The sequence below is a fragment of the Azospirillum sp. HJ39 genome, assembly GCF_041507355.1.
Lineage (GTDB): Bacteria > Pseudomonadota > Alphaproteobacteria > Azospirillales > Azospirillaceae > Azospirillum > Azospirillum thiophilum.
In genome coordinates this window covers 478,883-504,333 of the sequence record NZ_CP167910.1, presented here as the reverse complement: position 1 = coordinate 504,333, position 25,451 = coordinate 478,883, and the positions used below count along the sequence as shown (strand labels likewise).

Below are 25,451 nucleotides of genomic sequence, written 5' to 3'. Positions count from 1 at the left end.
TCACGTCTTCCGGACGAGCGGAGCGTCACACGAACAGTTCCATCGTCTGCGGCACGTTGCGCGGCGTCTCGCCGGCCAGGATGGCGCGGGCGGCGTCGACGGCGGCGAGCAGGCCGCTCTGGGTGAAGGGCTTGGGCAGGCAGCCGATGCCGGTGAGCGGCCCCCCCTTCTTCAGCTCGTCGCGGAAGGAGGTGATGAACAGGCAGGGCACGCCCATGGCGGTCAATTGCCGGGCGGCGTCGATGCCGTTCGAGCCCATGCCCAGATGGACGTCGACCAGTGCCAGATCCGGCTTGTCGGCGGTGGCTACCGCCACGGCTTCGGTTGCGGTCACCGCCGGACCGACCACGTCGTGGCCGACGGTTTCCAGGTAGAGCTGCTGTTCCAGCGCGATCAGCACCTCGTCCTCAACCAGCAGGATCTTCATCCGCCGAACTCCTCGGCTGCTGAGGATTCCAGCAGCGGCACCGCGTCGGGCACCGGCAGCTCGATCCGGAAAACGGTTCCCTTCGGTGTGGCGTCGATGTCGACGCTGGCCCGGATCTGTCCGGCCAGGCTGGAGACCAGCCGCATCCCCAGGCTGCGGCTCTTGCGGATGTCGAAGTTGGCCGGCAGGCCGGGGCCGCGGTCGGCGACGGTCAGGGCCAGCCGGTCCCCCTCGCGCCGGAAGGTCACCGTCACCTTGGCCGGCGCGTCGCCCCGGTGCTTCACCGCATTGGTGATCAGCTCGTTGGCGATCAGGCCCAGCGGAGCGGCATGGTCGATCGGCAGGTCGACCACCTCGGACCGCACGGCGATGTCGCACATGTCGCCGCCGCCCGAGGCGCGGGCCAGATCCTCGCACAGCTCGTTGAGGTAGGTGCCGAACTCGATGGTCTGGAACTGGTCGGCCTGGTAGAGCCGGTTGTGGACGCGGGCGATCGCCTCGATGCGGCTGCGGGCGTCCTGGAAATGCACCCGAACCCGCTCGTCCGGCAGGCTGAGGGTCTGCAGCGTCAGCAGGCTGGACACCAGTTGCAGGCTGTTCTTGACCCGATGGTTGACCTCGCGCAGCAGGGTCGATTTCTGGCCGACCAGCTTGCGCAGCGCCGCCTCCATCGACTTGATCTCGGTCACGTCGATGTGCATCAGCACCGTGCCGCCGAAGGGCCCCGCCGGCATCGGAGCGGCGAGGCAGCGGAACCAGCGCTGGCTGTTGGTGACATACTCCGCCGACACCGGAGGGCCGCCATCCCTCAGCAGCGTGCGCAGGCCGTCCATCACCGTGTCGGCGCGCGGATCGACCGTCTCGCCCCGTCCGCAATGCCGGAGGTAATCGTCGCCGACGATGCAGCCCTGGCCGAGGAAGCTCGGTTCCGGCCCGGCTTCCGCCCAGGCGCGGTTGACCGAGACGATGTGGCCGGAGCGGTCGAGCACGGCGATGAAGGCCGGGAGCGCGTCGAGCGTCGCCTTGGTCTGTTCGGCCAGCTGCCGCATGGCGAGCGCGCTGGCCCGCAGCTCCTCGCGGGCGCGGCGGCGCTCGGTGATGTCGCGCAGGATGCCGGTGATGAAGCTGCGCCCTTCCGATTCCCAGCGCGCCATCGACAATTCCAGGTCGATGGCGCTGCCGTCGCGCCGCCGTCCGGACAGCTCGACCGGACGGGCGGCCATGTCCAGGCCGCAGGGGCTGCCCGGGCCGCTGCCTTCGGCCATGGCGATCCAGTCCGGCGCATCGTCGCCCAGCAGGACGCGCACGCTGTGGCCGATCAGCTCGTCGGGCCGGTAGTCGAACTGGCGGGTGGCGGTGCCGTTCATCCACTGCACCATGCCGCGGGTGTCGGTGGTGACGATGGCGTCGGGAGCGGTGTCGACGATGGCGCGGTAGCGCGCGTCGCGCTGTTCGCGCAGGACGCGCTCGCGGTTCACCGACGCGGTGACGTCGGTCACCTGGATCAGGCAGCGCGCGTCGCCGCCATGGGAATTCGGCTGCGACGGCAGCGGGCGGATCAGCACATTGTGGACCATCCGCCGGCCGTCGGGCAGGCGCAGCGGGAACAGCATCGGGTTCAGCGTGTGCGACAGCACGCCGGGCGCCCCGGTGGCCAGCGTGTCGCGCACCGCGCTGTGCAGCCGCGATTCGCGCAGGTTGGGCAGCGCGTCGAACAGATCGTGGCCCAGCAGCTCGCGGGCCGGCAGGGTGGAGGCCTGCTCCATCCAGCCATTCCAGTAGAGCACCCGGCAATGGCGGTCCAGCAGCAGGATGCCGGCGTCCAGCGCCCCCAGGACATCCAGGGCCCACGTGGGTTGTTCAGGCAATGTGGGTGCCATCGGGCGTTCCGGCGGAGGTGGGGGCTTCGGATGCGATGCCCTCGATGAAGGCATGGATCAGTTGCTTCAGCGATTCCAGCGAGGATACCCCCATCAGCAAGGCGATGTAACCGCGGATGCTGCGGCTGCGGATCGTGAAATCGATGTAGAGGAAGAGCACCAGCTCGTCGCTGTCCCCGCCCTTGTCCTTCAGGATGTTGGCGCCGTCGCCGCGCAGCACCGCCGGCAGCGAGATCGTCAGCCGGTCCCGCAGCGCGTTGGCGACGACGACGAGGCAGCCGTTCAGGATGATGTTGCCGATCTCCGCCAGGGCGTCCTGTTCCAGGTCGACGATCTCCGCCAGCGTCAGGTCGCCGCCCAGGACGGCGCGGGCCAGTTCCAGGCTGTTGGCTTCCGGGAAGATCAGCATGGCGCGCCCGTCGAAGGAACCGCGGAACTGCTGTTCCACCGCGACCAGGCCGCTGCGCTCGCGTGCGCTCAGGAAGGCCGACGCCTCCAGCCGGCTGACGATGTCGACGGTCGGGACGGACAGCAGGACCTGATCGCTGACCATGCGGCTGAGATGGGTCGCGGCGCGGCCGACCCCCATGTTCACCAACTCGGTCAGCGCGTCGCGCTCCAGGTCGGTCAGTTCCACCATGTCTCGGCGCCCGTTCATTCCTGGTCTCGGTTTCCCAACCGGCGCCGCCCGGCGGTCGCACTCCGAATGTGGCCCATCGACGGCCAAAAGGGCACCCCCGTCAATGTCATATGTTAAGGTCGCCACGCCATAGCCGATATAGCCGTTCTCTTCCCACAATGGTCAGCCCAACCATCCGCCGGTTCATGCATCCTGCCTGAAAACGCGCCCAAGCCCTTGGTCTGCTTGCGCAAAATTGCCATGGGCACGCAATTTTGCGTCCATGGTGCGGCGCCATGGCAATGGGGCCCTTGCCGGGCACTTGTCCGGGGGGGGATGGCGTCTCCACATCAAGGATTGTGCCCCATTGCGATCGGGCGCTCTGCCAGGAGACGTCGATGACCCCCGAGGAACGCACGCTGCTGTCCGACCTGTTCCGCCGCCTGCGCGAGGCGGAAGCCCAGCCCCGCGACGCCGAGGCGGAGGATTTCATCCGCCGGTCGGTCCAGGACCAGCCGCTGTCCGCCTATTACATGGCGCAAACCGTCCTGGTCCAGCAGCAGGCCCTGACCGCCGCCCAGACCCGGATCGAGGAGTTGGAGCGTCAGGCGCGCGACCGTGCCGACCGGCCGGCGTCGACGGGCGGCAGCTTCCTGTCGAACGCGCTGGGCATCGGCCGCAGCCCGTGGAGCCGCGGCGGCGAGCAGCCTGCCGCCCCGCCGCCGGCCGGCCGCACCCCATGGGCCGCTCCGCCCAATGCCCCGACCGGCATCGCGGTGCCCGGCTATGGACAGCCCGGCGCGGCCTATCCCCAGCAACCCTACCCGCAACAGCCCTTCCCCCAGGCCGGCATGGCCCCGCGCGGCGGCGGGTTCTTCGCCGGAGCGGCGCAGACGGCGGCCGGCGTCGCCGGCGGCATGCTGGCGGCGAGCGCGATCTCCTCGCTGCTGCATCATTCCCCCGGTCCCTTCGGCGAGGCGGTGGCCCAGACGCCAACCGGGGAAACGACGGTCAACGAAACGGTGGTCAACAATTATTACGGCGACGACCGGGGCGCCTTCCCAGAGGATGCGGCCCGGGACGTTTCCTACGACCAGGACCAGCCGGCGCCGGACGACGCGCCCTTCGACGATGGCGGCGGCAGCGGCGGGGACGATTCGTGGATCTGACCGGATCGTCGATCTGACCGTCTCATGGAGCTGAGTGGCCTGCCGCTCACTCCTCGTCGCGATAGCGCCCGGCGATGTCCTTGAACTCGTTCTCCAGGGCGACGAAGGCGTCGACGACCGCCGGATCGAAATGGCTGCCGCTGCCCTCGCGGATGATCGCCGCCGCCCTCTCGTGCGGGAAGGCCGGCTTGTAGCAGCGGCGGCTGATCAGCGCGTCATAGACGTCGGCCACCGCCATCAGCCGGGCCGACAGCGGAATCGCCTCCCCGGCCAGACCCTGGGGATAGCCGGTGCCGTCCCAGCGTTCATGGTGGCCGTGCGCGATCTCGCGGGCGATGCGCAGGAACGAGCTTTCGCCCAGCGCCGCCATCTCCGCCTGCCCTTCGGCGGCGAAGATGGCGTCGTGGCCCAGCGCGGCGTGGGTCTTCATGACGTGGAATTCGTCGTCGCTGAGCTTCCCCGGCTTCAGCAGGATCGAATCGGGGATGCCGACCTTGCCGACATCGTGCAGCGGCGCCGACTTGTAGAGCAGCTCGATGGTCCCCTCGTCGAGCCGGCCGGCATAGCGCGGGTCGTGGCGGAGGTGCAGGGCGAGCGCCAGCACATAGTTCTGGGTGCGGCGGATGTGGTTGCCGGTTTCGTTGTCGCGGGTCTCCGCCAGCGAGGCCATGGCGCGGATGGTGGCGTCCTGGGCGCGCAGCAGGTCGCGCGTGCGCTCCGCCACCCGGATTTCCAGCTGCCGGTTCTGGTCGGCGAGCGCGCGGCGCGCCTCGCGCAGTGCGATGTGGGTGCGGACCCGCGCCAGCATCACCGGCGGCGAGATCGGCTTGGTGATGTAATCGACCGCCCCCGCCTCGAACCCCCGGGTTTCGTCATGGACCTGCCCCATCGCGGTGATGAAGATCACCGGCAGCTCGGCGGTGCGGGAGTCGGCCTTCAGCCGGCGGCACACCTCCACCCCGTCCATGCCCGGCATCATCACGTCCAGCAGGATCAGGTCGGGCAGCGGATCGCCGGCCAGCCGGGCGAGCGCCTGCGGCCCGTCCTTCGCCACGGTCAGGCCGTAGCTGTCGCGCAGGAGGTCGGTCATCACCTTCAGGTTGATCGGCTCGTCGTCGACCACCAGGATGCGGGGCTTTCCGCCACCGGCGGAAGATCCGCTGGAAGGGCTGTCGGGTGGCTGCATGCTCATGCTGCGGTCCTTCCATGGTCGCCGAGCCGGTCGCGCAGATCGGCCAGGGCGGTGGCGGCATCCTCGAAGTCGAAGGTGCCGGCATGGCGGGCTACCCGCTCGGCTGCTGCCGCCGCCGGGCTGCCGGCCAGCAGGCCGACCAGCGCCTCGGCAAGATCGACCGCCTCGGGATCCCCGGCGGACAGCAGCGTTCCCAGCCGGTCGGCCAGGGGCAGCGCCGCCTGCCGGATCTCCGGCGGACAGGCCGTCGCGGCGGGCCGGTTCCCCGAAGGCTGGGGCGTGGAAGCCCGGGCCGCCTGGGGGCTGCCGGCGGGAGCCGGCGCGGGCATATCCTGCGGTACCGGCCGGCCCAGGACGCCGATGCCTTCCACCACGACGGCGAGCGCGCCGGCAAGCCGGTCCAGCAGGCCGTCCTCCAGCACCGGCGGATCGGCCATGGCACCCTGCTCCACCGCGCTAGCCAGGACCGACAGGTCCATGGCGCCGACGGTGGCGGCGGTGCCCTTCAGCGTGTGGGACAGCCGCAGCACGTCGGGCCAGCGGTCTTCGCGCACCGCGGCATCCAGATGCAGCGCCTCGTCGGCATGGGTGGCGGCGAAATCGACCAGGATGCGGCGCAGCAGGGCGAGGTTGCCGTTCACGTTTCGCCGCGCCACCGCAAGATCGAGCGCCGGCAGGCTGTCGGGCAGCGCCGGAGCGGCCGAGACGGCGGCCGCCGCCAGCGTCGGCGCGACGCCCGCCCCTCCTCCTCCTCCCAGTCCGCCACCCAGCCCGCCCCCCAGCCCGCGCACCGGCTTCAGCCAGCGGGCGAGCGCGGCGTAGAGCGCTTCCGGGTCGATCGGCTTGGAGACATGGTCGTTCATGCCGGCGTCCAGGCAGCGCTCGCGGTCGCCGGCCATGGCATGGGCGGTCATGGCGACGATGGGCAGGGCCGACAGCTCCAGGTCGCGCCGGATGAGCCGGGTCGTCTCATAGCCGTCCAGCCCCGGCATCTGCACGTCCATCAGCACCAGGTCGAACTTGACCTCGCGCAGGCATTGCAGGGCCTCCTCGCCGCTGGCGACCACCATCGCCTCGATCCCGACCAGCTCCAGCAGGCCGCTTGCCACCTGCTGGTTGACCGGATTGTCCTCCACCAGCAGCACGCTGCGCCCGACCAGCGCCGACAGTTCGGTCGACTGCGCCGGATCGCGGAGACGGCGCGCGGAGTCGACGGCGGTCCGCGGCGCCGAGCTGCCGAGCGCCGTCATCACCGAATCGAACATCGCCGAAGGCGTCACCGGCTTTTCCAGGATGGCGGTGACCGGCGGCGCTCCGTTCGGCGTTCCGCCCATCTCGCCGCCCAGAGCCATGGTCAGCGCCGCCTGGACACCCTCGGCGCCATAGGCGGTCGTCATCACCACCGGGGACCGGACACCGGGGAGCGCGCGCAGCCGGCGCAGCGTCTCCACCCCGTCCAGGTCCGGCATGCGCCAGTCCAGCACCACCAGCTCCACCGCCGGCTTGAGGCCGGCCTGCCCCTCCTCCAGCCGGCGCAGGGCGGACCGGCCGTCGCCGACCGATTCCACGGCCAACCCGAACCGCTCCAGCATGTCGGTCAGGATGGAGCGCACGGCGTCGCTGTCGTCGACCACCAGCACCCGGCGGTCCATCAGGTCGCCGGGCAGCCGGTCGTCCACCGTCTCCCCGGCGGCGACGCGGCTGCGGACGGAGAAGCGGAAGATGCTGCCCTCCCCCGGGCTGCTTTCCACCGACACGCCGCCGCCCATCAGCTCCACCAGCTGCCGGCAGATCGCCAGCCCCAGCCCGGTGCCGCCGAAACGCCGGGTGGTCGAGCTGTCGGCCTGGGTGAAGGGGCGGAACAGCGCCGCCGTCTGGTCGGGCGACATGCCGATGCCGGTGTCGCAGACCTCCACCTCCAGCCGGTACTCGTCGCCGGTGCCGATATGGCCGCCGACCGAAACCACCACCTCGCCCCGTTCGGTGAATTTCACGGCGTTGGAGACGAGGTTGAGGATCACCTGCCCCAGCCGCAGCGGGTCGCCGACCAGGGTGCCCGGCACGCCGGTGCCGAGATCGACGATCAGCTCCAGCCCCTTTTCCCGCAACCGCGGCTGGACGACGGTCGCCACCTCCTGCAGCACGTCGCCGATGTGGAAGGGGATCGCCTCGATCTCCAGCTTGCCGGCCTCGACCTTCGAGAAGTCCAGGATGTCGTTGATGATGCCGAGCAGGCTTCGCGACGATGCCTGGATCTTGTCCAGATAGTCGCGCTGGCGGGCCGTCAGCTCTGTCTTCATCATCAGGTGGCTCAGCCCGATCACCGCATTCATCGGCGTCCGGATCTCGTGGCTCATGTTGGCCAGGAAGTCGCTCTTCTGCCGGTTGGCGCGGTCGGCCTCCTCCTTGGCGCGGGCAAGCTCGTCCTCGGTGCGCTTGCGGTCGGTGACGTCCTTGTGGATGCCGGTGATGCGGGTCGGCAGGCCGGCCGGATCGCGGTCCGTCACCTTGCCGGCCGACAGGATCCACACCCAGTCGCCCGACTTGTGGCGCATGCGGAACTCGACCTCGTAGACCGGCGCCCGTCCGCCGACATGAGCCTCCAGCGTGGACAGCACGCGCTCCCGGTCGTCGGGGTGCAGCAGGTCGAGCCAGGTGGCGCCGCAGGGCGGCAGCTCGCCCTGGGCATAACCGAGCATGGCCAGCCAGCGGTCGGAGAAATAGGCGTAATCCGACACCGGATTCCAGTCCCACAGCCCGGTGTTGGAGGCGTCCAGCGCCACGATCAGCCGCTCCTCGCTCTCCTGCAGGGCGGTCAGCATGCGCCGGCGTTCGGTGATGTCGCGGAAGACGGTGACCGAGCCGACGATGCGCCCGTCCTCGCGCAGCGGCACCGCGGTGATGGCGATGGGAAAGACGGTGCCGTCGCGCCGGACGAAATGGTCGTTCTCCGAGCGGTGGATCTCGCCGCGCCGGATGCTGGACAGCACCGGGCAATCCTCCTTGGCGACCGGCCGTCCCATCCCGTCCTTGTGATGGACGGCGTCGTGCAGGGTGATGCCGCGCAGATCCTCCAGCGGCCAGCCGAGCAGCCGTTCGGCTTCCGGATTGAGGAAGGTGCAGAAGCCGCCGCGGTCGAGCGAGAAGACGCCCTCGCCCATGCTGTCGGTGATGCTCTGCAGGAAGCGGCGGCTGTCCTCCAGCTCCGCCTCCATCCGCCGGCGCTGGGTGATGTCGGTGCGGATGGCGATGTACTGGTGCGGCTTGCCGCCGGTGCCCGGTTGCGGGACGATGGTCGCGGCGACCCAGTATTCCTCGCCCGCCTTGGTCCGGTTGCAGATCTCGCCGTGCCAGACCTGCCCGTCCATGATGGTGCGCCACATCTCCGCGAAGAAGCCGGCGGGATGGTGGCCGGAATTCACGATCCGGTGCGTGTTGCCCAGCAGTTCGTCCCGGGGGAAGCCGCTGATCTGGCAGAACTTGTCGTTGGCGTAGGTGATGACGCCGCGGTGATCGGTGATGCTGACGATGGCGTGCTGGTCGAGGGCGAATTTCTGCCGCTCCAGCGCCCGCTGCGCCGCGGAACGCTCCTCAACCAGCGCGGCCATCAGCTGGCTCAGCCGTTCCAGGCTGTCGGTCGGGCCGGCGTCGGCGGAATCCGGCAGTTCCGGGCGTCCGTCGGCCCGCAACAGGCTGTTGGCGACGCCGCGCAGCCGGTGGATGGCGTGGGCCTGGGCCGCCGCCTCGTGCCGCAGCCGCTCGTTGGCGTCGGCAAGTTCCTCCGAACTCAATTGCAGGCTGCGGGCCCGCAGGGTCAGGTCGCGGTCGGCCTGGTCGTAGCTTTGCGAGATGCGGGCGAACAGCGCCGGCAGCCCGTCCAGAACCCGCGCCGCCTCCGGCGACAGGCCGGCGCTGCCGGCGAGCGCCCGCAACTCGGCCAGCACCGGCTCCGCCGCCTCGGCGGTGGGCAGGCCCAGCACGCGCTTGAACTGGTTCTGGAGCAGGCGGTGCATGCGGTCAGCGTTCCGTCAGCAGGGCGACCGTCATCGTCTGGTTGTGCAGCCGGCAATCGAGCATGTCGCGCATCGGCCCGATCTCGCCGTAGGAGTAGAAGCCGGTCAGCACCGTGCCCGGCCCCAGCCGGTCGGCCACCGCCTGCACCTCCTCCTCCACCCGGTCGCCCATCACCAGCTTGCGCCCGACGCAGCTGACCAGCAGGGCGAGCCGGTCGCCGGTTTCTGCTTGGCTGGCCTCCGTTCTGCTGGCCTCCGCTTCACCGGCGGCGGCGATGGCGCCGGCCTGCTCCGCCCCGTCGACCAGCCCGTCGGTGCTGGCGTGCATCAGCCGCAGGTAATATCCCTCGTCCACCGTGCCGGCCAGGACCAGGCCGCCTGCATCCTCGTCGATGCCGAGGATGGTGCGGATCAGCCCGACCGAATCATGGTTGCCGTTCAGCAGCTCGAACGGGAACAGCAGGCCCGATGCCGGCAGGTCGCGGGCATAGTCGCCGAGATAGCGCTTGTAGACGTTCAGCGCCGGTTCCCCGTCCAGCTGCAGCAGCAGGTTGCCGACCGCCCGCGTCACCTTGCGCGCCGGCCCGAACGGCTCCCATCCGCCGACGGAACCGAGCCCGAACTGCAGGGACCCGCCATAGAAGCCGACCGCGACGGCCCGCCCGTCCGACAGGCCGGACGGTCCCAGGACCAGGGTGCGGACGAAGGCGCCGCCGTCGCCCGCCAGCCCGCCGGACACCGGCACGCCCGCCGGCAGGCAATCCACCAGCCCGTCTATCAGTGCGCTGCCGTTCACCGCGACGCCGGGGGCGAACAGAAGGACGCCGGTCAGGCCGGGCCTTGCGGCAAGCGCCTTGCCCAGAACCTCCCCTGCCTGCCCGGACTCAGCGATGGATGCGATATCGGCCTCCGCCGCCGCGACCTCGCCGCGGTCGAACCCGATGGCGGTGACGGTGCAGGAGTCGTCGAGCACCCGGTCGCCGACGATCTCGCCCGCGGTGCTGCATCCGGCCAGCAATGCGCCGGGATGGGCGGCGGCGAGCGCCTCGGCGAAGCCCGGGCGGTCGAAGCGGGCGACGGAGCCGAAGACCAGCACGAGCTGCACCGGTTGCGGGGCGGCCGGCGGGCACAGCTCAGCCGCCGAGGGTGCGATCACCGTCTGCCAGACCCGCATAGCTCGTCTCCATCCTGGCCAGCCTGTCCGAAAGAGTAACATGAAGCTGAAGCCAGGTAGAGGAACTATCACTTTCGGGTGGTGCCAATAGTCATAATGACGCATGCCCGGACGGCCGGGCGCCTTCATTCCATCGAAAGAGGCTATGTCCTCGATGTCGGAAAATGGGTCTTCCCCCGTAAGGATCTGTCAACCACACTGCAGTATGGTTGGCCAGCCAAGCAGTGCGGAACCGAATCGATCCCTTGGGGGAGGGGGAGCGGCCGCGGCGAGGCCGATCCGGGTGCATGCAGGCGAACGCATGCGTGCGAACGAAGACACACCCGACGAATAGATGACGAATACACAAGGGGCGGCAAGCCAGGTCGGTCACATTTTCCGGGAGGTTAGGGGCGCAGCATGACGATCGACGACCGCGACGATACGACGATGCCGGGTCGGCAGTATGGCGAGACACACGGCCAACCGCGCGGCCGCCGCCTGGGCGTGCGCGGCAAGCTCCTGATGGCTTTCGCCGGCATGGCGGGCATGACGGTCGCGGCGAGCGGCGTCGGCTTGACCTCCTTCTCGGCGGTGGAGGCGCCGCTGACGCAGATCGTCGGCACCGGCCTGCCGGAAATGGAGCTGGCCAAGCGCCTGTCCGGCGAAAGCAGCGGCATCGCCGCCGCCGCTCCGGTGCTGGACTCCGCCGAAACCCAGGCCGAGCGCGAGCGCGCCTACCGCCAGATCATGGGCAGCGCCAAGACGCTGGCCGCCCTGGTGGACGAGCTGGGCGGCCGCCGCCCCGGCGATGCGCGCATCCCGGACCTGCGGGCCAAGACCCAGGCGCTGGTCGTCACGCTGGACAAGGAGAACGCCGCCGTCGACCGCCGCCTGTCCGTTCGCGATACCCGCGAGGAGAAGGGCGTCGGGCTGGCGGCCTCCTACGACGACTTCCTGGCCGCGCTGACGCCGCTGACCGACCGGGCCGGCGCGACCCTGCGCGGCAAGGGCGAGACGCTGGACACCAGCACCGAGCGCGACATGAACGCGCTGGGGGACGCTGTGCGCTCGCTGATCACCATGTATGAGGTGCGCGGCGACCTCAGCGTTTCGTCCGAAGCGCTGACCCGCGCCGGCGGCGCCGAGACCGCCTTCGCCGTCACCCAGCACCAGCAAAACTATCTGGAAGCCGCCGCCCGCATGGTCAGCGCCACCGCGCAGGTGGGCAGCCGCCTGAGCAAGGAGACCTCCGACGGGCTCGACGCCTTCTTCCTGCTGGGCGACGGTGCCGACGGGGTGTTCGACCTGCGCCGCAAGGCGCTGGAACTGCCGGCGGACAGCGGCGAGCGCGCCACCATCCGCCAGAAGATCGCCGATGTGCTGGCCGAGGCGGCGCGCAAGCAGGCGGCGCTGCTGGACCAGATGGAATCGCCGCTGATGCGGCTGAAGGCCGAGATCAAGCTGTCCAGCGTCAACATCCGCTCGCAGACCCGCGATTCGATGCAGGATCTGCTGGGCGACGGGCTGGCCCGTTTCCGGACATATCTGGAGCTGTCGACCTATGCAGCCGCCACCGTCGGTGCCCTGAACGAGGCGACGCAGGCCCCGACGGAGGATCGGCTGGCGACGCTGGAGGCCCGCTACGCCGCCGCCGCCAAGGCGATGACGGAGCGGTTGAAGGCCCTGCAGTCGGTCGGCGACGACGGGCTGCCGAAGCTGGTCCGCAGCGCCGAAGCCCTGACCGGCTTCGGCAAGGGCGAGTCCAGCCTGTTCGCGCTGCGCCGGTCGGAGTTGCAGGCGGTCGACGAGAACGAGCTGATCCTGGCCGAGAACCGCCAGATCGCCCAGGAGTTCGCCGGCATGATCGACGGCCAGATCCTGGCGATGAAGAAGGAGGCGGACGCCGCCGCCGCCGGGGCGACCGATGCGCTGGCCACCGGCCGGACGATGCTGATCCTGTTCGCCGCCGCCAGCCTGGTCGGTGCCGCGGCGCTGGCCTGGTTCGTGGTCGGCCGCAACATCGTCGCCCGCATCGGCCAGTTGTCGGACGCCATGCGGGCGATTGCCGGCGGCAACCTCAACGCGCCGATCCCCGTCGCCGGGACGGACGAGATCGGCGACATGACCCGCGCCCTGATGGTCTTCCGCGACACCGCCAACGAGGCGAACGCGGCCAACGCCCGGGCCGAAACCGAACGCAGCCGCGCCGCCGGCGAACGCCGCCGCGCCATGGTCGAGATGGCGGAGAGTTTCGAGAGCAGCGTCCGCGGCGTGCTCGACCGCGTCGCCCGCGCCGCCGGCGAGATGCAGGACATGGCCCAGCGCATGAGCCGCAACGCCGAAACCACCACCGGCGAGGCCTCGACCGCCGCCAGCACCTCCCAGCAGGCCGAAGGCAGCGTCAAGGCGGTGGCCGCCGCGACCGAGGAGCTGTCGGCCTCCATCCAGGAGATCGGCTCGCAGGTCCACACCTCCAGCCGGATCGCCCGCAAGGCGGCCGACGAGGCCGAACGCACCGACCGTACGGTCGAGGGATTGTCGCAGAGCGCCAACAAGATCGGCGAGGTGGTCAACCTCATCAACGACATCGCCAGCCAGACCAACCTGCTGGCGCTGAACGCCACCATCGAGGCGGCGCGGGCGGGAGAGGCGGGCAAGGGCTTCGCCGTGGTGGCGTCGGAAGTGAAGAGCCTCGCCAACCAGACCGGCAAGGCGACCGAGGAAATCTCCAGCCAGATCCAGGCGATGCAGGCGGTGACGCAGGATGCGGTGGACGCCATCCGCTCCATTGCCGGCACCATCCGCGAGATCAACGAGATCGCCGCCACCGTCGCCGCCGCCGTCGAGCAGCAGAGCGCGGCCACCCGCGAGATCGCCCGCAATGTCGGCGAGGCCGCCGACGGCACCCAGCATGTGCGCCGCAACATCGACTCGGTGGCCCGTGCCGCCGCCGAATCGGGCGAATCGGCCAGCCGTGTGCTCACCGCGTCGTCCACCGTGGCGGACGAGGTGCGCTCGCTCGGCTCGCAGGTCGACAGCCTGGTCGACCGCATGCGGGCCGGCTGAGGATTTCTCACCACAGCTCTCCGCCGCTCCGTTCAGGGGCGGCGGAGGCGTCTTTCCGGGCTGAGGCTGTCCGGACCCATCAACGACGGCCGGTCCTCTGCACGGTGATCGGCTGCCACAGGATCGCCGCGCCGGCACCGGCGCCGCAGGCCCCGCCGAAATAATCCTGGGTGCCCTGCCCGTCCCCGGCGGGGCCTGCGGCTGCATCCGACATACCTTGCTGGATGCCGGCCGATCCCTGCCCGCGCTGCTCCGCCGGCTGGGCCATCTGCTGCTGTTGTGAGTGAGTGGTCATACCAATTCTCCTGGTGAGGCCGCGACAGCTATCAAACTATTCGCCGGCCTTCAATTCGGATTTTTGAAAGACCCCATGACTTTTTGCGGTTCAGCCATCCGAATTCGCGTGCGGCATATTGCAGCGCCGAAGATTTGAACGGCATTGCACAAGACAAGGCCAAGATGGCTGGCCCGGGCAGATTTGGGATCGTCCGCATATGGAAAAGCCCCTCGTCCACGGGGAACGAGGGGCTTTTCCAAATCGGCGATCTGGATTGTCAGCGATGCGGATCAGCCGCTGTTGCGCAATCCGGCGGCGATGCCATTGATGGTCAGATGGATGCCGCGGGCGATCTGCTCGCCGCTGTCGCTGGAGCGGTGGCGCTTCAGCAACTCCACCTGGACGTGGTTGAGCGGGTCCAGATAGGGGAAGCGGTTGCGGATCGACCGCGCCAGCAGCGGGTTCTTCTCCAGCAGCGCCGACTGTTCGGTGATCGCCAGCAGCGCGTCGATGCTGTCCTGCCACTCGGTGCGGATGCGCGAGAAGATGGCGTCGCGCAGCGCCGGATCGGACACCAGGCCGGCATAGCGGGACGCGATGGCGATGTTCGACTTTGCCAGCACCATGTCCATGTTGGACAGCAGCGTGCGGAAGAAGCCCCAGTCGCGGTGCATGGCGCGCAGCCGCTCCATCCCGTCCGGATGCTGGGCGAGATAGGCCTTCACCGCCGACCCGAAGCCGTACCAGCCCGGCAGCATCAGGCGGCATTGCGCCCAGCTGAACACCCAGGGAATCGCGCGCAGATCCTCGATGCTGGTCGATTTCTTGCGCGAGGCCGGGCGGCTGCCGATGTTGAGGTTGGCGATCTCGCCGATCACCGTCGATTCCCAGAAATACTTCTCGAAACCGTCGGTTTCGTAGACCAGCCCGCGATAGGCCTTGAAGGCGCTCTCCGACAGCTCTTCCATGGTCTGGAGGAACAGGTCGGTGCAGGGCTCGGCCGATTCCGGATGCAGCAGGGTCGCTTCCAGGGTTGCCGCGGCCAGCGTTTCCAGGTTGCGGCGGCCGACCTCGGGGTTGGAATATTTGCCGGCGATGACCTCGCCCTGTTCGGTGATGCGGATGGCGCCCTGCACCGCGCCGGCCGGCTGGGCCAGGATCGCCTGATAGCTGGGGCCGCCGCCGCGGCCGACCGAGCCGCCGCGGCCATGGAACAGCCGCAGCCGCACGCCATGTCTGGCGAACACCTCGACCAGCGCGATCTCGGCCTTGTACAGCTCCCAGCCGGAGGTCATGAACCCGCCGTCCTTGTTGCTGTCCGAATAGCCGAGCATCACCTCCTGCAGGTTGCCGCGGCTTTCCAGGAAGCTGCGGTAGGTCGGGATCGACAGCAGCCGGTCCATGGTGGCGGCGCAGTTGCGCAGGTCGCCGATGGTCTCGAACAGCGGCGCGATGTTCAGGTCGAGCGCCTTGTCCTTCGGCCGCAGCAGCCCGGCCTCCTTCAGCAGGACGGCGACCTCCAGGATGTCCGACACGCCGTCGGTCTTGGAGATGACGCAATTCACCAGCGCGTCGGTGCCGAAGCGGGCGCGGCAGTCGGCGGCGGTGCGCAGGATGTCCAGCTCCGAGCTGGTTTCCTCCGAATAGCCGGCATAGCGCGAGGCGAGCGGCCGGTTGGTCTCCAGTTCGCGGACCAGCAGCTCGATCCGCTCGTCCTCCGACAGCGCCGCATAGTCGACGCCGGCATCGGCGAAGGACAGCAGCTCCGCCACCGAGCGCTCATGCACGTCTGAGTTCTGGCGCAGGTCGATGCTGGCGAGATGGAAGCCGAACAGGTCGACGGCGCGGCGCAGGTGGCGCAGCCGGCCCTTGGCGAGCGCCGCCGAGCCGTTGACGGTCAGCGAGCGGTCGATGATCTCCAGGTCGGCGCGGAATTCGGCTGGGGTCGCGTAGGGCGGAGCGTCTCCCACCGCGTGCAGCGGCGCGTCCAGCCCGTCGAGGGTGCGCATGGTCGCGGCCAGCCGGGCGTAGATGCCGGAGATGGCGCGGCGGTACGGCTCCATCTTGCGGTGCGGCGACGGGTCGGGCGACCGCTCGGCCAGCTGGCGCAGCGGCTCCGACACGTCGATGACGCGGGTGCTGAGCGACAGCTCGGCGCCCAGCGTGTGCAGCTCGTCCAGGTAGAAGCGCAGGGCGCGGGTGCTCTGCATCCGCATCGCCTGGCGCAGGACGGGTGCGGTGACGAAGGGGTTGCCGTCGCGGTCGCCGCCGATCCAACTGCCCATCCGCAGGAAGGATGGCAGCTCGGTCGTCGCCCAGGACGGGTCGGTCTTGCGCAGATGGTCTTCCAGCTGGGCGTAGAAGCGCGGCATCTCGCGCAGGAAGGTGTAGTCGTAGAAGGTCAGGCCGTTCGCCACCTCGTCCGTCACCGCCAGCTTGGTGGCGCGCAGGATCGCGGTCTGCCACAGCGTCAGGACGGCGCGCTGGAGCGATTCGAGGTTGGTGTCCTCCTCCTCCGGCGTCATCGGGCCGTGGTCGCGCTCGGCCAGCAGCTTGGCCACCGCCATCTGCACGGTCAGGATGCTCTTGCGCTGCACCTCGGTCGGGTGGGCGGTCAGCACCGGGCTGACCAGCGCGCCGTCGAAGAACTCCTTCAACTGCTGGGTGGTGACGCCGGCCTTGATCGCCTCGTCCAGCGCATGGGCCATGGTGCCGTCGCGCGGCGACGAGCCGGCGAGCGCATGGGCCCGGGTGCGGCGGATGTGGTGCTGGTCCTCGGCGATGTTGGCGAGGTGGGAGAAGAAGCTGTAGGCCCGGACGACCCGCGCCGTCTGCGGCGGCGACAGGCTGTTCAGGATCGCTTCCAGCTCCTTGCGGGCACCCTGGTCCTCCTCGCGGTGGAAGCGGATGGAGGTCTGGCGGATCCGCTCGACGATGTCGAACACCGCCTCCCCTTCCTGGCTGCGCACGGTGTCGCCCAGGATGCGCCCGAGCAGGCGGATGTCTTCGCGGAGCGGCTGGTCCTTCGTCTCGGGACTTTCCTGAAGCAGGATGGCGGACATGGGCGGCGGTTTCCTGGTCGAGGATGGACGGAATGCGGGGGCGCGCGGCTCGAACGGGTGATGGTCAAAATTCCGGCAGGGGAGCCCCCTGCATGCGAAATGGTCAGACCATCCGGGACAGCATGCCGATTCCGTACGAAGTTTCAACCGTCCGTGTGCTTGTGCGAAATGATTTCCATAAGTCGCAGCGCTGAGAAATGCGACGTCGCATAAAGCGGCGCGCCTCTGCCCCCGCAGCCACGATGCCCGGGCGCCGGGCGCTACCATACGAGTTTCGGCTTGCTGCGCCTTTACTACCATACTAGCATTCAGACGGGTCACGAACCATCCGCACACCACGCGATCCCGTTCGCAGGTCGGCCGGGCCATGGTGCGCCGGTTTCTTCCTGCATGCCGGCCACACCTGGAAAAATGCCTGAGACGGGGGAATCCAACTGATCGACCATGGGATTTCACGGCGCGGCTTCCTTGCGCCCTGCTGCGTGATGCCGGAGCCCGGCTGTCGCGGGAATGACGGATATGGGAAAGGTTCGCGAGATCATGGGTGATTACAAACAGGACGCAGGAAATCCATCCCTCGCTCCGGTCATGCGGCGGCAAGTCGTCTGTGGAACTTTGCAAGACGGCCCTCGTCCCGGCAGAGGTTTTCTGCAAGACGCGCATGATGCCCATCCGGACATGCGGGAAATACTCTTGCCGCGCGCTTGGTATGGTAGTATCCTGATAGATCATATATCTGCCCTGTTCCTTCGGGCAGGCTTCGAGGCCCCACCAACCATGACGTGCCGATGCTGAACAAGATCGACGTGGAGTCCGGCGAGCCGATCGCGCGGCGGGTGTACCGGGTGCTGCGGCAGGCCATCGTGACGATGCAGTTCCGCCCCGGCCAGGCCCTGTCGGAGCAGGAGATCGCCGACCAGCTCGGCGTCAGCCGCCAGCCGGTGCGCGAGGCCTTCATCAAGCTGAGCGAGGCCGGGCTTCTGACCATCCGGCCGCAGCGCGGCACCTTCGTCGTCAAGATCTCGGTCAAGCAGGTGCTCGACGCCCGCTTCGTCCGTGAGGCGGTGGAGACCGCCGTGGTGCGCAAGGCCTGCGAGACCATCACCCCGGCCGGCCTCGCCGAACTGCGCGACAACATCAAGGCCCAGTGGGACATTGCCGACGAACCGGTCCCCGTCCGCTTCCTGGAGCTGGACGAGGCGTTCCACCGCACCATCGCCATCGGGGCGGAGTGCGACTACGCCTGGCGCATCGTCGAGGAGACGAAGGCGCAGATGGACCGCGTCCGCTATCTCAGCGTGCCCTATGCGACGCCGATCCGCCGGCTGATCGCCCAGCACCAGGCTGTGCTGGATGCCATCGTCGCCCGCGATCCGGTGAAGGCCGACGCGGCGATGGGCCTGCATCTGCGCGAGATCCTGACCTCGCTGCCCGAACTGGAAGGCAAGTTTCCCGACCTGTTCAACGAGGAGGACGGTGCCGCCGCGCTTCCTGCCAAGGCGTCGTCCAGGGGGCGGGCGCGAGCCGCCGCTCTGCGATGATCTGCCGCATTTAATTCACGGGAGGAACAATCCGGGTTGCCCTCACCTGCATGTATTGGCATACTACCATACAAGAATGCGAAGACATGGCCGGTATGCCAGGTCTCGCCAGGGAGGAAAACTGTCGATGCCGTCCGCACCCCCCGCCGAACGCCGGAGTGAAAACCCGGGCGAGCGCCCGAGTGACCGCCTGAACGCCTCCAGCCTCGCCGCCCTGCCGGCGGCGGTGGCGCAGCCGGCCTATGACCGTGGCGACCTGGAGATCGGCATCGTCCATCTCGGAGTCGGCGCCTTCCAGCGCGCCCATCAGGCGGCCTACACCGACGCGCTGCTGGAGCGGGAGTTCGGGCCGTGGGGCATCGCCGGGGTCAGCCTGCGCAGCCCCGACACCCGCGATGCGCTGGAGCCGCAGGACGGGCTCTACACCATGGCGGTGCACGATGCCGGCGGCGAGCGGCTGCGGGTGATCGGCTGCCTGCTTGAACTGCTGGTGGCGCACGAGGATCCGGATGCGGTGCTGGAGCGGATGACCCGCCCGTCGGTCCGCATCGTCACCCTGACGGTGACCGAGAAGGGCTATTGCCACGACCCGGCGACCGGCGCGCTCAACGAAGGTCATCCCGACATCCGCCACGACCTGGACAATCCCGGCCGGCCGCGCACCGCCATCGGCTTCCTGGCCGAGGCGCTGGCACGCCGCCGTGCCGCCGGGCTGGCCCCCTTCACCGTACTGAGCTGCGACAACCTGCCCGGCAACGGCGACACCGTCGCCCGCATCCTGCGCCGCTTCGCCGACCTGCGCGACCCGGCCTTCGGCGCCTGGGTGGCCGACGCGGTCGCCTGCCCCAACAGCATGGTCGACCGCATCGTCCCCGCCACCACCGAGGCCGACCGCGCCCGCGTGTCCGAGGCGCTGGGCAGCCGGGACGCATGGCCGGTGGTGACCGAACCCTTCACCCAATGGGTGGTCGAGGACCGCTTCCCCGCCGGCCGTCCGGCCTGGGAGACGGTTGGGGTCGAGCTGGTCGCCGACGTCCATCCCTACGAGACGATGAAGCTGCGGCTGCTGAACGGCAGTCATTCCACCATCGCCTACCTGGGCTATCTGGCCGGCTACGAGACGGTGTCGGACACCATGGCCGACCGGGATTTCGCCACGCTGGTCCGCAACCTGATGGACCAGGAGACAGGGCCGACCCTGCACATGCCGCCCGGCGCGGATCTGGAGCAGTACAAGAACGCGCTCATCACCCGATTCCGCAATCCGGCGCTGCGCCATCGCACCTGGCAGATCGCCATGGACGGCACGCAGAAGCTGCCGCAACGCCTGCTCAACCCGATCCGCGACCGGTTGGCCGCCGATCTGCCCATCGGCCGGCTGGCTTTGGCCGTCGCCGCCTGGATGCGCTACGTCGCCGGCACCGACGAGAAGGGCCAGCCCATCGACGTACGCGATCCGCTGGCGCCCCGACTGGCGGAGATCGCCGCGGCAACGGCTGGCGACCCCGGGCGGTTGGCAACGGCGCTGTTCGGCCTGACCGCGGTGTTCGGCGAGGATCTGCCGCGCGATCCGCGCTTCACCGGCCCGGTGGTCGCGGCGCTGCACCGCCTGTTCGCCGAGGGTGCCCGCGCCGCCGTCGCCGCCACCGCCTGACCCGTTCCAAACCTTCTCCGAGCAAAGGGAGTATTCCCCGTGGTTGCCCTGACCGTCGAAAAGCCGCATGTGCTGGCCCTGCGTCCCGACAGCGGCCCGGCCGCCGGGTCGGTGAAGCCGGGCGAGGTGCTGGTGCGCGTCCAGCGTGCCGGCATCTGCGGGTCGGACCTGCACATCTATCACGGCTCCAACCCCTTCGCGGTCTACCCGCGCGTCATCGGCCATGAGTTCAGCGGCACGGTCGAGGCGGTCGGCGACGGCGTGGCCAATGTCGCCGCCGGCGACCATGTGGTGGTCGATCCGGTGGTGTCCTGCGGCCGCTGCTATGCCTGCCGGGCGGGCCGGACCAATGTCTGCGCCAACCTGGAGGTGTTCGGCGTCCACCGCGACGGCGGTTTCCGCAACCATGTCCTGGTGCCGGCGGCCAATGCGGTGAAGGTGCGCTCCGACCTGCCCTTCTCCATCGCGGCATTGGCCGAACCCTTCTCCATCGCCGCCAACGTGCTGTCGCGCACCGGCATCGGTGCCGACGACACGGTGCTGGTCTATGGCGCCGGCACGGTCGGGCTGACTGTGGTGCAGGTCGCCAAGCTGCACGGCGCCCGCTGCATCGTCGCCGACCTCGACGACAGCCGGCTGGAGCGGGCGAAGGAGTTCGGTGCCGACGTCATCCTCAATTCTGCGCGGGTGTCTGTGCCCGACGCCGTGCGCGACGAGAATGACGGGCTCGGCCCCACCGTGGTGATCGACGGGGCCGGCGTGCCGGCGCTGCTGGAGGAGGCCTGCCGCGTCGCCAGCCCGGCCGCGCGCATCGGCCTGCTCGGATTCTCGCCCGGCCCCTGCAACATCAGCCAGCAGGAGATCGTGAAGAAGGAGCTGACGCTGGTCGGCTCCCGCCTGAACCGGCGGCTGCTGCCGCAGGTGGTGGAGTGGCTGGAGAGCGGCCGGCTGAAGCCGGCGGCGATGATCACCCAGGTCTTCCCCATCGCCGACGCGGCGAGCGCCTTCGCCCTGATCGAGACCGACCCGTCGAGCACGATCAAGGTCCAGCTCGACTTCGAGGCCTGACCGCACCGCAGGCACACCGAGTGTTCGAACAAGGGCGGGCATCCGACCCGCCCCCCAACGGAGGAACCCCACCATGAACAGCAAGACCCCGATTTCGCGCCGCACGCTCGCCAGGAGCATCGGTCTTGGCGCCGGCCTCGCCGCCGGTGCGACCCTGCTGGGCGGCATCGCCGCGCCGGCCATCGTCCGCGCCCAGGGCAAGACGACGCTGAAGCTCGGCCACCTCGCCAACGAGGACAATGTCTGGCACAAGGCGTCGCTGGTCTTCGCTGAGGAAGTCGCCAAGCGCACCAACGGCGCGGTCGAGGTCAAGGTGTTCCCCAACGAGCAGCTCGGCAAGGAAACCGACCTGATCAAGGGCATCCAGCTCGGCACCATCGACTTCACCATCACCGGCGAGTCCCTGCAGAACTGGGCGCCGGCCGCGGCCCTGCTGGCGGTTCCCTACGCGATCCGCGACCTCGACCATCTCGACAAGGTCGTCACCGGCGAGCCGGGCCGCAAGATCGCCGAGGCCATCGAGCAGAAGACCCAGCTGCTGCCGCTGACCTATTTCGCCCGCGGCCCGCGCAACCTGACCAGCAAGCGCCCGATCACCTCGCCCGCCGAGCTGAACGGCCTGAAGATGCGCGTGCCCAACGTGCCGCTGTTCGTGTCCTTCTGGCAGGGCCTGGGCGCCAAGCCGACGCCGATGGCCTTCTCCGAAGTGTTCACCGGCCTGCAGAACGACACCATCGAGGCGCAGGAGAACCCGCTGGCCCTGATCAAGTCGGCCAGCTTCTACGAGGTCCAGAAATACGTGAACCAGACGGAGCACGTCATCAGCTGGATCTATCTGGTCGGCGGTTCCAAGCGGCTGGGCCGCCTGCCGGCCGAGCAGCGCACCGCCATCATGGAGGCCGCCAAGGCGGCGCAGGCCGCCGAGCGCAAGCTGTTCATCGAGGACGAGACCAAGCTCGCCGCCGACCTGAAGGCCAAGGGCATGGAGTTCGTCGCGGTCGACAAGGCCGCCTTCGCCGAGAAGGGCCGCGCCGCCGTGGTCGCCGCCCTGTCGCCGGAGATCAAGCCGATCTACGACGAAATCCTCGCGGTCAAGTGATCGGGGATTGAAGGCCCTCTCCCGTCCCGGGAGAGGGAGGGGACCCACGAAGTGGGGAGGGTGAGGGGAAATCCAAGAATGCCGAACCGCATGGTTCCTTGGATCACCCCTCACCCCTCCCACCGCTTCGCGGCGGGTCCCTCCCCTCTCCCGGGGCGGGAGAGGGTGCGTTCCCCCCAAACCGCATGAGTGCCTTCCGATGCGCAACGCCTTTTCCGCCGCGGTGGCGGCCGTTTCCGCCCTTTGCCGCTGGGGAACCCTGGCGGCGATCGGCGTCCTGATCGTCGTCGTGACCATCCAGGTGCTGGGCCGCGTGCCCGGATTCCCCTCGCCGCCCTGGACCGAGGAGGTGGCACGCTTCGCGCTGGTCCATCTGGTCGCCTTCTCCTGCGGGCTGGCGCTGCTGCGCGGCGAACTGGTGAATGTCGACATGTTCATCCTGCTGCTGCCCAAGCCCCTGCAATGGGCGGTGGCCCGGCTGGTCGACGTGGCGATCCTGGTCTTCGCCGTCGCCATCATTCCCGGCGCCTGGGACTATGTCGTCGGCAGCCTGGGCGAGCGCGCCCGCTCCATCGACGTGCCGATGATCTGGGTCTATGTTGTGACGCTGATCATCCCGGTCTCGCTCGCCTTCTTCTCCATCGCCCGCCTTGCCGGGCTTGGACGCGACACGGCGTCGCCCAGTCACGGGGAAACCGTCTGATGGTCACCGCACTGTTCCTCACCTTCGCCGTCCTGCTGATCCTGGGCGCGCCGGTCGGCATCGCGCTGGGCGGCGCCTCGGCGGTCTATCTGGTCGGCAGCGGCATCGACCTCGCCGTGGTGCCCCAATTCATGTATGCGGGCATGGACAGCTTCGTCCTGCTCTGCATTCCGGGATTCGTGCTGGCCGGCAACCTGATGAACGGCGGCGGCATCACCGACCAGATCGTGCTGTTCAGCAACCGGCTGGTCGGCCACATCCGCGGCGGTCTGGGCCTTGCCAACGTCACCGGATCGATGGTGTTCGCCGGCATCTCCGGCACCGCGGTGGCCGAGACCGCCTCCATCGGCGCGGTGATGATCCCGGCGATGCGCAAGTCGGGCTACGACGCGCCCTTCGCCGCCGCGGTGACCGCCGCCGCCTCCACCGTCGGGCCGATCATCCCGCCAAGCGTGCCGATGATCATCGTCGGCACCCTGACCGGCCTGTCGGTCGGCAAGATGTTCATGGCCGGCGCCGTGCCGGGCCTGCTGCTCGGCCTCGGCATGATGCTGACGGTGTGGATCCTGGCGCGGGCGCGCAACTATCCCCGCGAGCCCTGGCAGGGCTTCGGCGCGCTGGTCCGCGCCAGCCGCGGCGCCTTCTGGGCGCTGCTGATGACGGCGATCATCCTGTTCGGCATCGTCGGCGGCTATTTCACCCCGACCGAGGCCTCGATCGTCGCGGCGCTCTACGCCTTCGTCATCGGGCTGTTCGTCTACAAGGGCTTCACCCTGCGCCAGCTGCCGGCGATCCTGCTGGAGAGCGCCATCGGGGCGGGCGGGCTGATCCTGCTGGTCGGGCTGGCCAACGTCTTCGGCTGGATCCTGACCAGCGAGCAGATCCCGCAGGCCATCGCCGCCTCGATGCTGGCGCTGACCACCAACAAGTACCTGATCATCCTGCTGATCAACATCCTGCTGCTGATCGTCGGCACCTTCATGGAGACGATCGCGGCGCTGATCATCCTGTTCCCGCCGCTGCTGGCGGTGGCGGTCCAGGTCGGCATCGACCCGATCCATTTCGCCACCTTCGCCGTGCTGAACCTGATGATCGGCCTGACCACCCCGCCGGTCGGCGTCTGCCTGTTCGTCGCCGCCAACATCGCGAAGATCTCGCTTGGCGCGATCACCAAGGCGATCTGGCCGTTCCTGCTGTGCAACATCCTGATTCTGCTGCTGGTCTCCTACATCCCGGCGCTGTCGCTCTGGCTGCCGGGCCTGCTGTTCCGCTGACCGCCGTCGGCGACCGTTCAAATCCAAAGCCCTTTCCCAAGGAGTTCGAAGCCATGGAACAGTCCTGGCGCTGGTTCGGCCCGGAAGACGCCATCCAGCTCAACCACATCCGCCAAGCCGGGGCCACCGGCGTCGTCACCGCGCTGCACCACATCCCCTACGGCGTCGTCTGGTCGGTCGAGGAGATCCAGAAGCGCAAGGCGATGATCGAGTCCAACGAGGAACTCGGCCTCAGCTGGACCGTGACCGAAAGCCTGCCGATCCACGAGGCGATCAAGATCGGCGAAGGCGACCTGACCGAGCTGTTCGACAATTACCGCCAGTCGATGCGCAACCTCGCCGCCTGCGGCGTGACGACGATCTGCTACAACTTCATGCCGGTGCTGGACTGGACCCGCACCGAGCTCGCCGCGGCTCTGCCGGGCGGCGGCACCTCGCTGCGCTTCAACGCCCACGAGCATGCGGCCTTCGACGTCTTCATGCTGGAGCGCCCCGGCGCCGAGGCTGACCATTCCCCCGAGGTTCTGGCCAAGGCCAAGGAGTGGTTCGACCGCTCGTCGGAAAGCGACCGGGACAAGCTGCTGTCGAACATCATGGCCGGCCTGCCGGGCGCCTACGACCGCTACGACATCCCCGGCCTGCGCAAGATGATCGCCCGCTTCAACGGCATGAGCGCCGACGGCCTGCGCGAGACGCTGGCCCGCTTCCTGCGCGAGGTGATCCCGACCGCCGAGGAGGTCGGCATCCGCATGGCGATCCACCCCGACGACCCGCCGCGCCCGCTGTTCGGCCTGCCGCGCATCGTCAGCACCGAGGACGACCTCGCCCACCTGATCGACGCGGTGAAGTCGCCCAACAACGGCCTGACCTTCTGCACCGGCTCGCTCGGCGCCGGCCAGACCAACGACGTGCCGGCGATGGCCAGGCGCTTCGTCGAGGACATCCACTTCGTCCATCTGCGCAACGTCGCCAAGGAGCCGGACGGGTCCTTCGAGGAGGCCGATCATCTCGGCGGCGACGTCGACATGGTGTCGGTCGTCACCACCCTGCTGGAGGAGCAGAAGCGCCGCCAGGATGCCGGCAACGACAACTGGCGCCTGCCCTTCCGCCCCGACCACGGCCATGAGCTGCTGGACGACATCGGCAAGCCGACCCATCCCGGCTATCCGATGATCGGCCGCCTGCGCGGTCTGGCCGAAATCCGCGGCGTGATGACCGCCGTCGCGGCGATGAAGCAGCTGCCGGTGTGAC

17 protein-coding genes are annotated in these 25,451 nt (G+C 69.1%); 9 read left to right on the top strand and 8 right to left on the bottom strand.

Annotated elements, in window-relative coordinates:
• Positions 1 to 25: 25 nt before the first annotated feature.
• The 3 genes from ABMY26_RS12800 to ABMY26_RS12790 are packed head-to-tail and all read right to left on the bottom strand — an operon-like array spanning position 26 to position 2,965.
• Positions 26 to 427: a response regulator gene (locus ABMY26_RS12800; RefSeq protein WP_372396101.1), complete on the bottom strand. Its 402-nt coding sequence runs from the start codon at positions 425 to 427 to the stop codon at positions 26 to 28.
• Positions 424 to 2,295 carry a PAS domain S-box protein gene (locus ABMY26_RS12795; protein WP_372396100.1) on the bottom strand — a complete coding sequence of 624 codons (1,872 nt, stop codon included), beginning with the start codon at positions 2,293 to 2,295 and terminating at the stop codon, positions 424 to 426. Before ABMY26_RS12795 ends, ABMY26_RS12800 begins: the two co-directional genes overlap by 4 nt.
• Positions 2,288 to 2,965, bottom strand: a complete 678-nt coding sequence (locus ABMY26_RS12790) for a chemotaxis protein CheX (RefSeq protein ID WP_372396099.1) — start codon at positions 2,963 to 2,965, stop codon at positions 2,288 to 2,290. Before ABMY26_RS12790 ends, ABMY26_RS12795 begins: the two co-directional genes overlap by 8 nt.
• Positions 2,966 to 3,324: 359 nt before the next feature.
• Between ABMY26_RS12790 and ABMY26_RS12785 the strand changes: the two genes are divergently transcribed.
• Positions 3,325 to 4,095: a DUF2076 domain-containing protein gene (locus ABMY26_RS12785; protein WP_372396098.1), complete on the top strand. Its 771-nt coding sequence runs from the start codon at positions 3,325 to 3,327 to the stop codon at positions 4,093 to 4,095.
• A 46-nt stretch (positions 4,096 to 4,141) separates the two neighbouring features.
• Here ABMY26_RS12785 and ABMY26_RS12780 read toward each other — a convergent pair whose 3' ends face one another.
• The 3 genes from ABMY26_RS12780 to ABMY26_RS12770 are packed head-to-tail and all read right to left on the bottom strand — an operon-like array spanning position 4,142 to position 10,474.
• Positions 4,142 to 5,287: an HD-GYP domain-containing protein gene (locus ABMY26_RS12780; RefSeq protein ID WP_372396097.1), complete on the bottom strand. Its 1,146-nt coding sequence runs from the start codon at positions 5,285 to 5,287 to the stop codon at positions 4,142 to 4,144.
• Entirely contained in the window at positions 5,284 to 9,300 is a 4,017-nt protein-coding gene (locus ABMY26_RS12775) for a PAS domain S-box protein (protein ID WP_372396096.1), read from the bottom strand. The genes ABMY26_RS12780 and ABMY26_RS12775 overlap by 4 nt, the downstream gene beginning before the upstream one ends.
• A gap of 4 nt (positions 9,301 to 9,304) precedes the next feature.
• Positions 9,305 to 10,474 carry an FIST signal transduction protein gene (locus ABMY26_RS12770; protein ID WP_372396095.1) on the bottom strand — a complete coding sequence of 390 codons (1,170 nt, stop codon included), beginning with the start codon at positions 10,472 to 10,474 and terminating at the stop codon, positions 9,305 to 9,307.
• 399 nt (positions 10,475 to 10,873) lie between these two features.
• Between ABMY26_RS12770 and ABMY26_RS12765 the strand changes: the two genes are divergently transcribed.
• Positions 10,874 to 13,522 (top strand): methyl-accepting chemotaxis protein, encoded by a 2,649-nt coding sequence (locus ABMY26_RS12765; RefSeq protein WP_372396094.1) that lies wholly within the window; start codon positions 10,874 to 10,876, stop codon positions 13,520 to 13,522.
• Between the two features lie 79 nt (positions 13,523 to 13,601).
• Here the strand turns inward: ABMY26_RS12765 and ABMY26_RS12760 are convergent, their stop codons facing one another.
• Positions 13,602 to 13,817: a hypothetical protein gene (locus tag ABMY26_RS12760; protein WP_372396093.1), complete on the bottom strand. Its 216-nt coding sequence runs from the start codon at positions 13,815 to 13,817 to the stop codon at positions 13,602 to 13,604.
• A gap of 272 nt (positions 13,818 to 14,089) precedes the next feature.
• On the bottom strand, positions 14,090 to 16,861 hold the full coding sequence (gene ppc, locus ABMY26_RS12755) for a phosphoenolpyruvate carboxylase (RefSeq protein ID WP_372396092.1): 2,772 nt from the start codon (positions 16,859 to 16,861) through the stop codon (positions 14,090 to 14,092).
• Positions 16,862 to 17,649: 788 nt separating this feature from the next.
• On the opposite strand from ppc, the gene ABMY26_RS12750 reads away from it, so the two are divergent.
• From ABMY26_RS12750 to uxuA, 7 genes are all read left to right on the top strand, one after another.
• Entirely contained in the window at positions 17,650 to 18,402 is a 753-nt protein-coding gene (locus tag ABMY26_RS12750; RefSeq protein ID WP_372396091.1) for a GntR family transcriptional regulator, read from the top strand.
• 127 nt (positions 18,403 to 18,529) lie between these two features.
• Positions 18,530 to 20,056 carry a mannitol dehydrogenase family protein gene (locus ABMY26_RS12745; RefSeq protein WP_372396090.1) on the top strand — a complete coding sequence of 509 codons (1,527 nt, stop codon included), beginning with the start codon at positions 18,530 to 18,532 and terminating at the stop codon, positions 20,054 to 20,056.
• Positions 20,057 to 20,095: 39 nt separating this feature from the next.
• Positions 20,096 to 21,124 carry a Zn-dependent oxidoreductase gene (locus ABMY26_RS12740; RefSeq protein WP_372396089.1) on the top strand — a complete coding sequence of 343 codons (1,029 nt, stop codon included), beginning with the start codon at positions 20,096 to 20,098 and terminating at the stop codon, positions 21,122 to 21,124.
• Between the two features lie 73 nt (positions 21,125 to 21,197).
• On the top strand, positions 21,198 to 22,223 hold the full coding sequence (locus ABMY26_RS12735) for a TRAP transporter substrate-binding protein (RefSeq protein ID WP_372396088.1): 1,026 nt from the start codon (positions 21,198 to 21,200) through the stop codon (positions 22,221 to 22,223).
• 199 nt (positions 22,224 to 22,422) lie between these two features.
• On the top strand, positions 22,423 to 22,926 hold the full coding sequence (locus tag ABMY26_RS12730; protein ID WP_372396087.1) for a TRAP transporter small permease: 504 nt from the start codon (positions 22,423 to 22,425) through the stop codon (positions 22,924 to 22,926).
• A complete protein-coding gene (locus tag ABMY26_RS12725) occupies positions 22,926 to 24,200 on the top strand; it encodes a TRAP transporter large permease (protein WP_372396086.1) in 1,275 nt (424 codons plus the stop codon). The genes ABMY26_RS12730 and ABMY26_RS12725 overlap by 1 nt, the downstream gene beginning before the upstream one ends.
• 53 nt (positions 24,201 to 24,253) lie before the next feature.
• Positions 24,254 to 25,450 (top strand): mannonate dehydratase, encoded by a 1,197-nt coding sequence (gene uxuA / locus ABMY26_RS12720; RefSeq protein ID WP_372396085.1) that lies wholly within the window; start codon positions 24,254 to 24,256, stop codon positions 25,448 to 25,450.
• Position 25,451 lies beyond the last annotated feature (1 nt).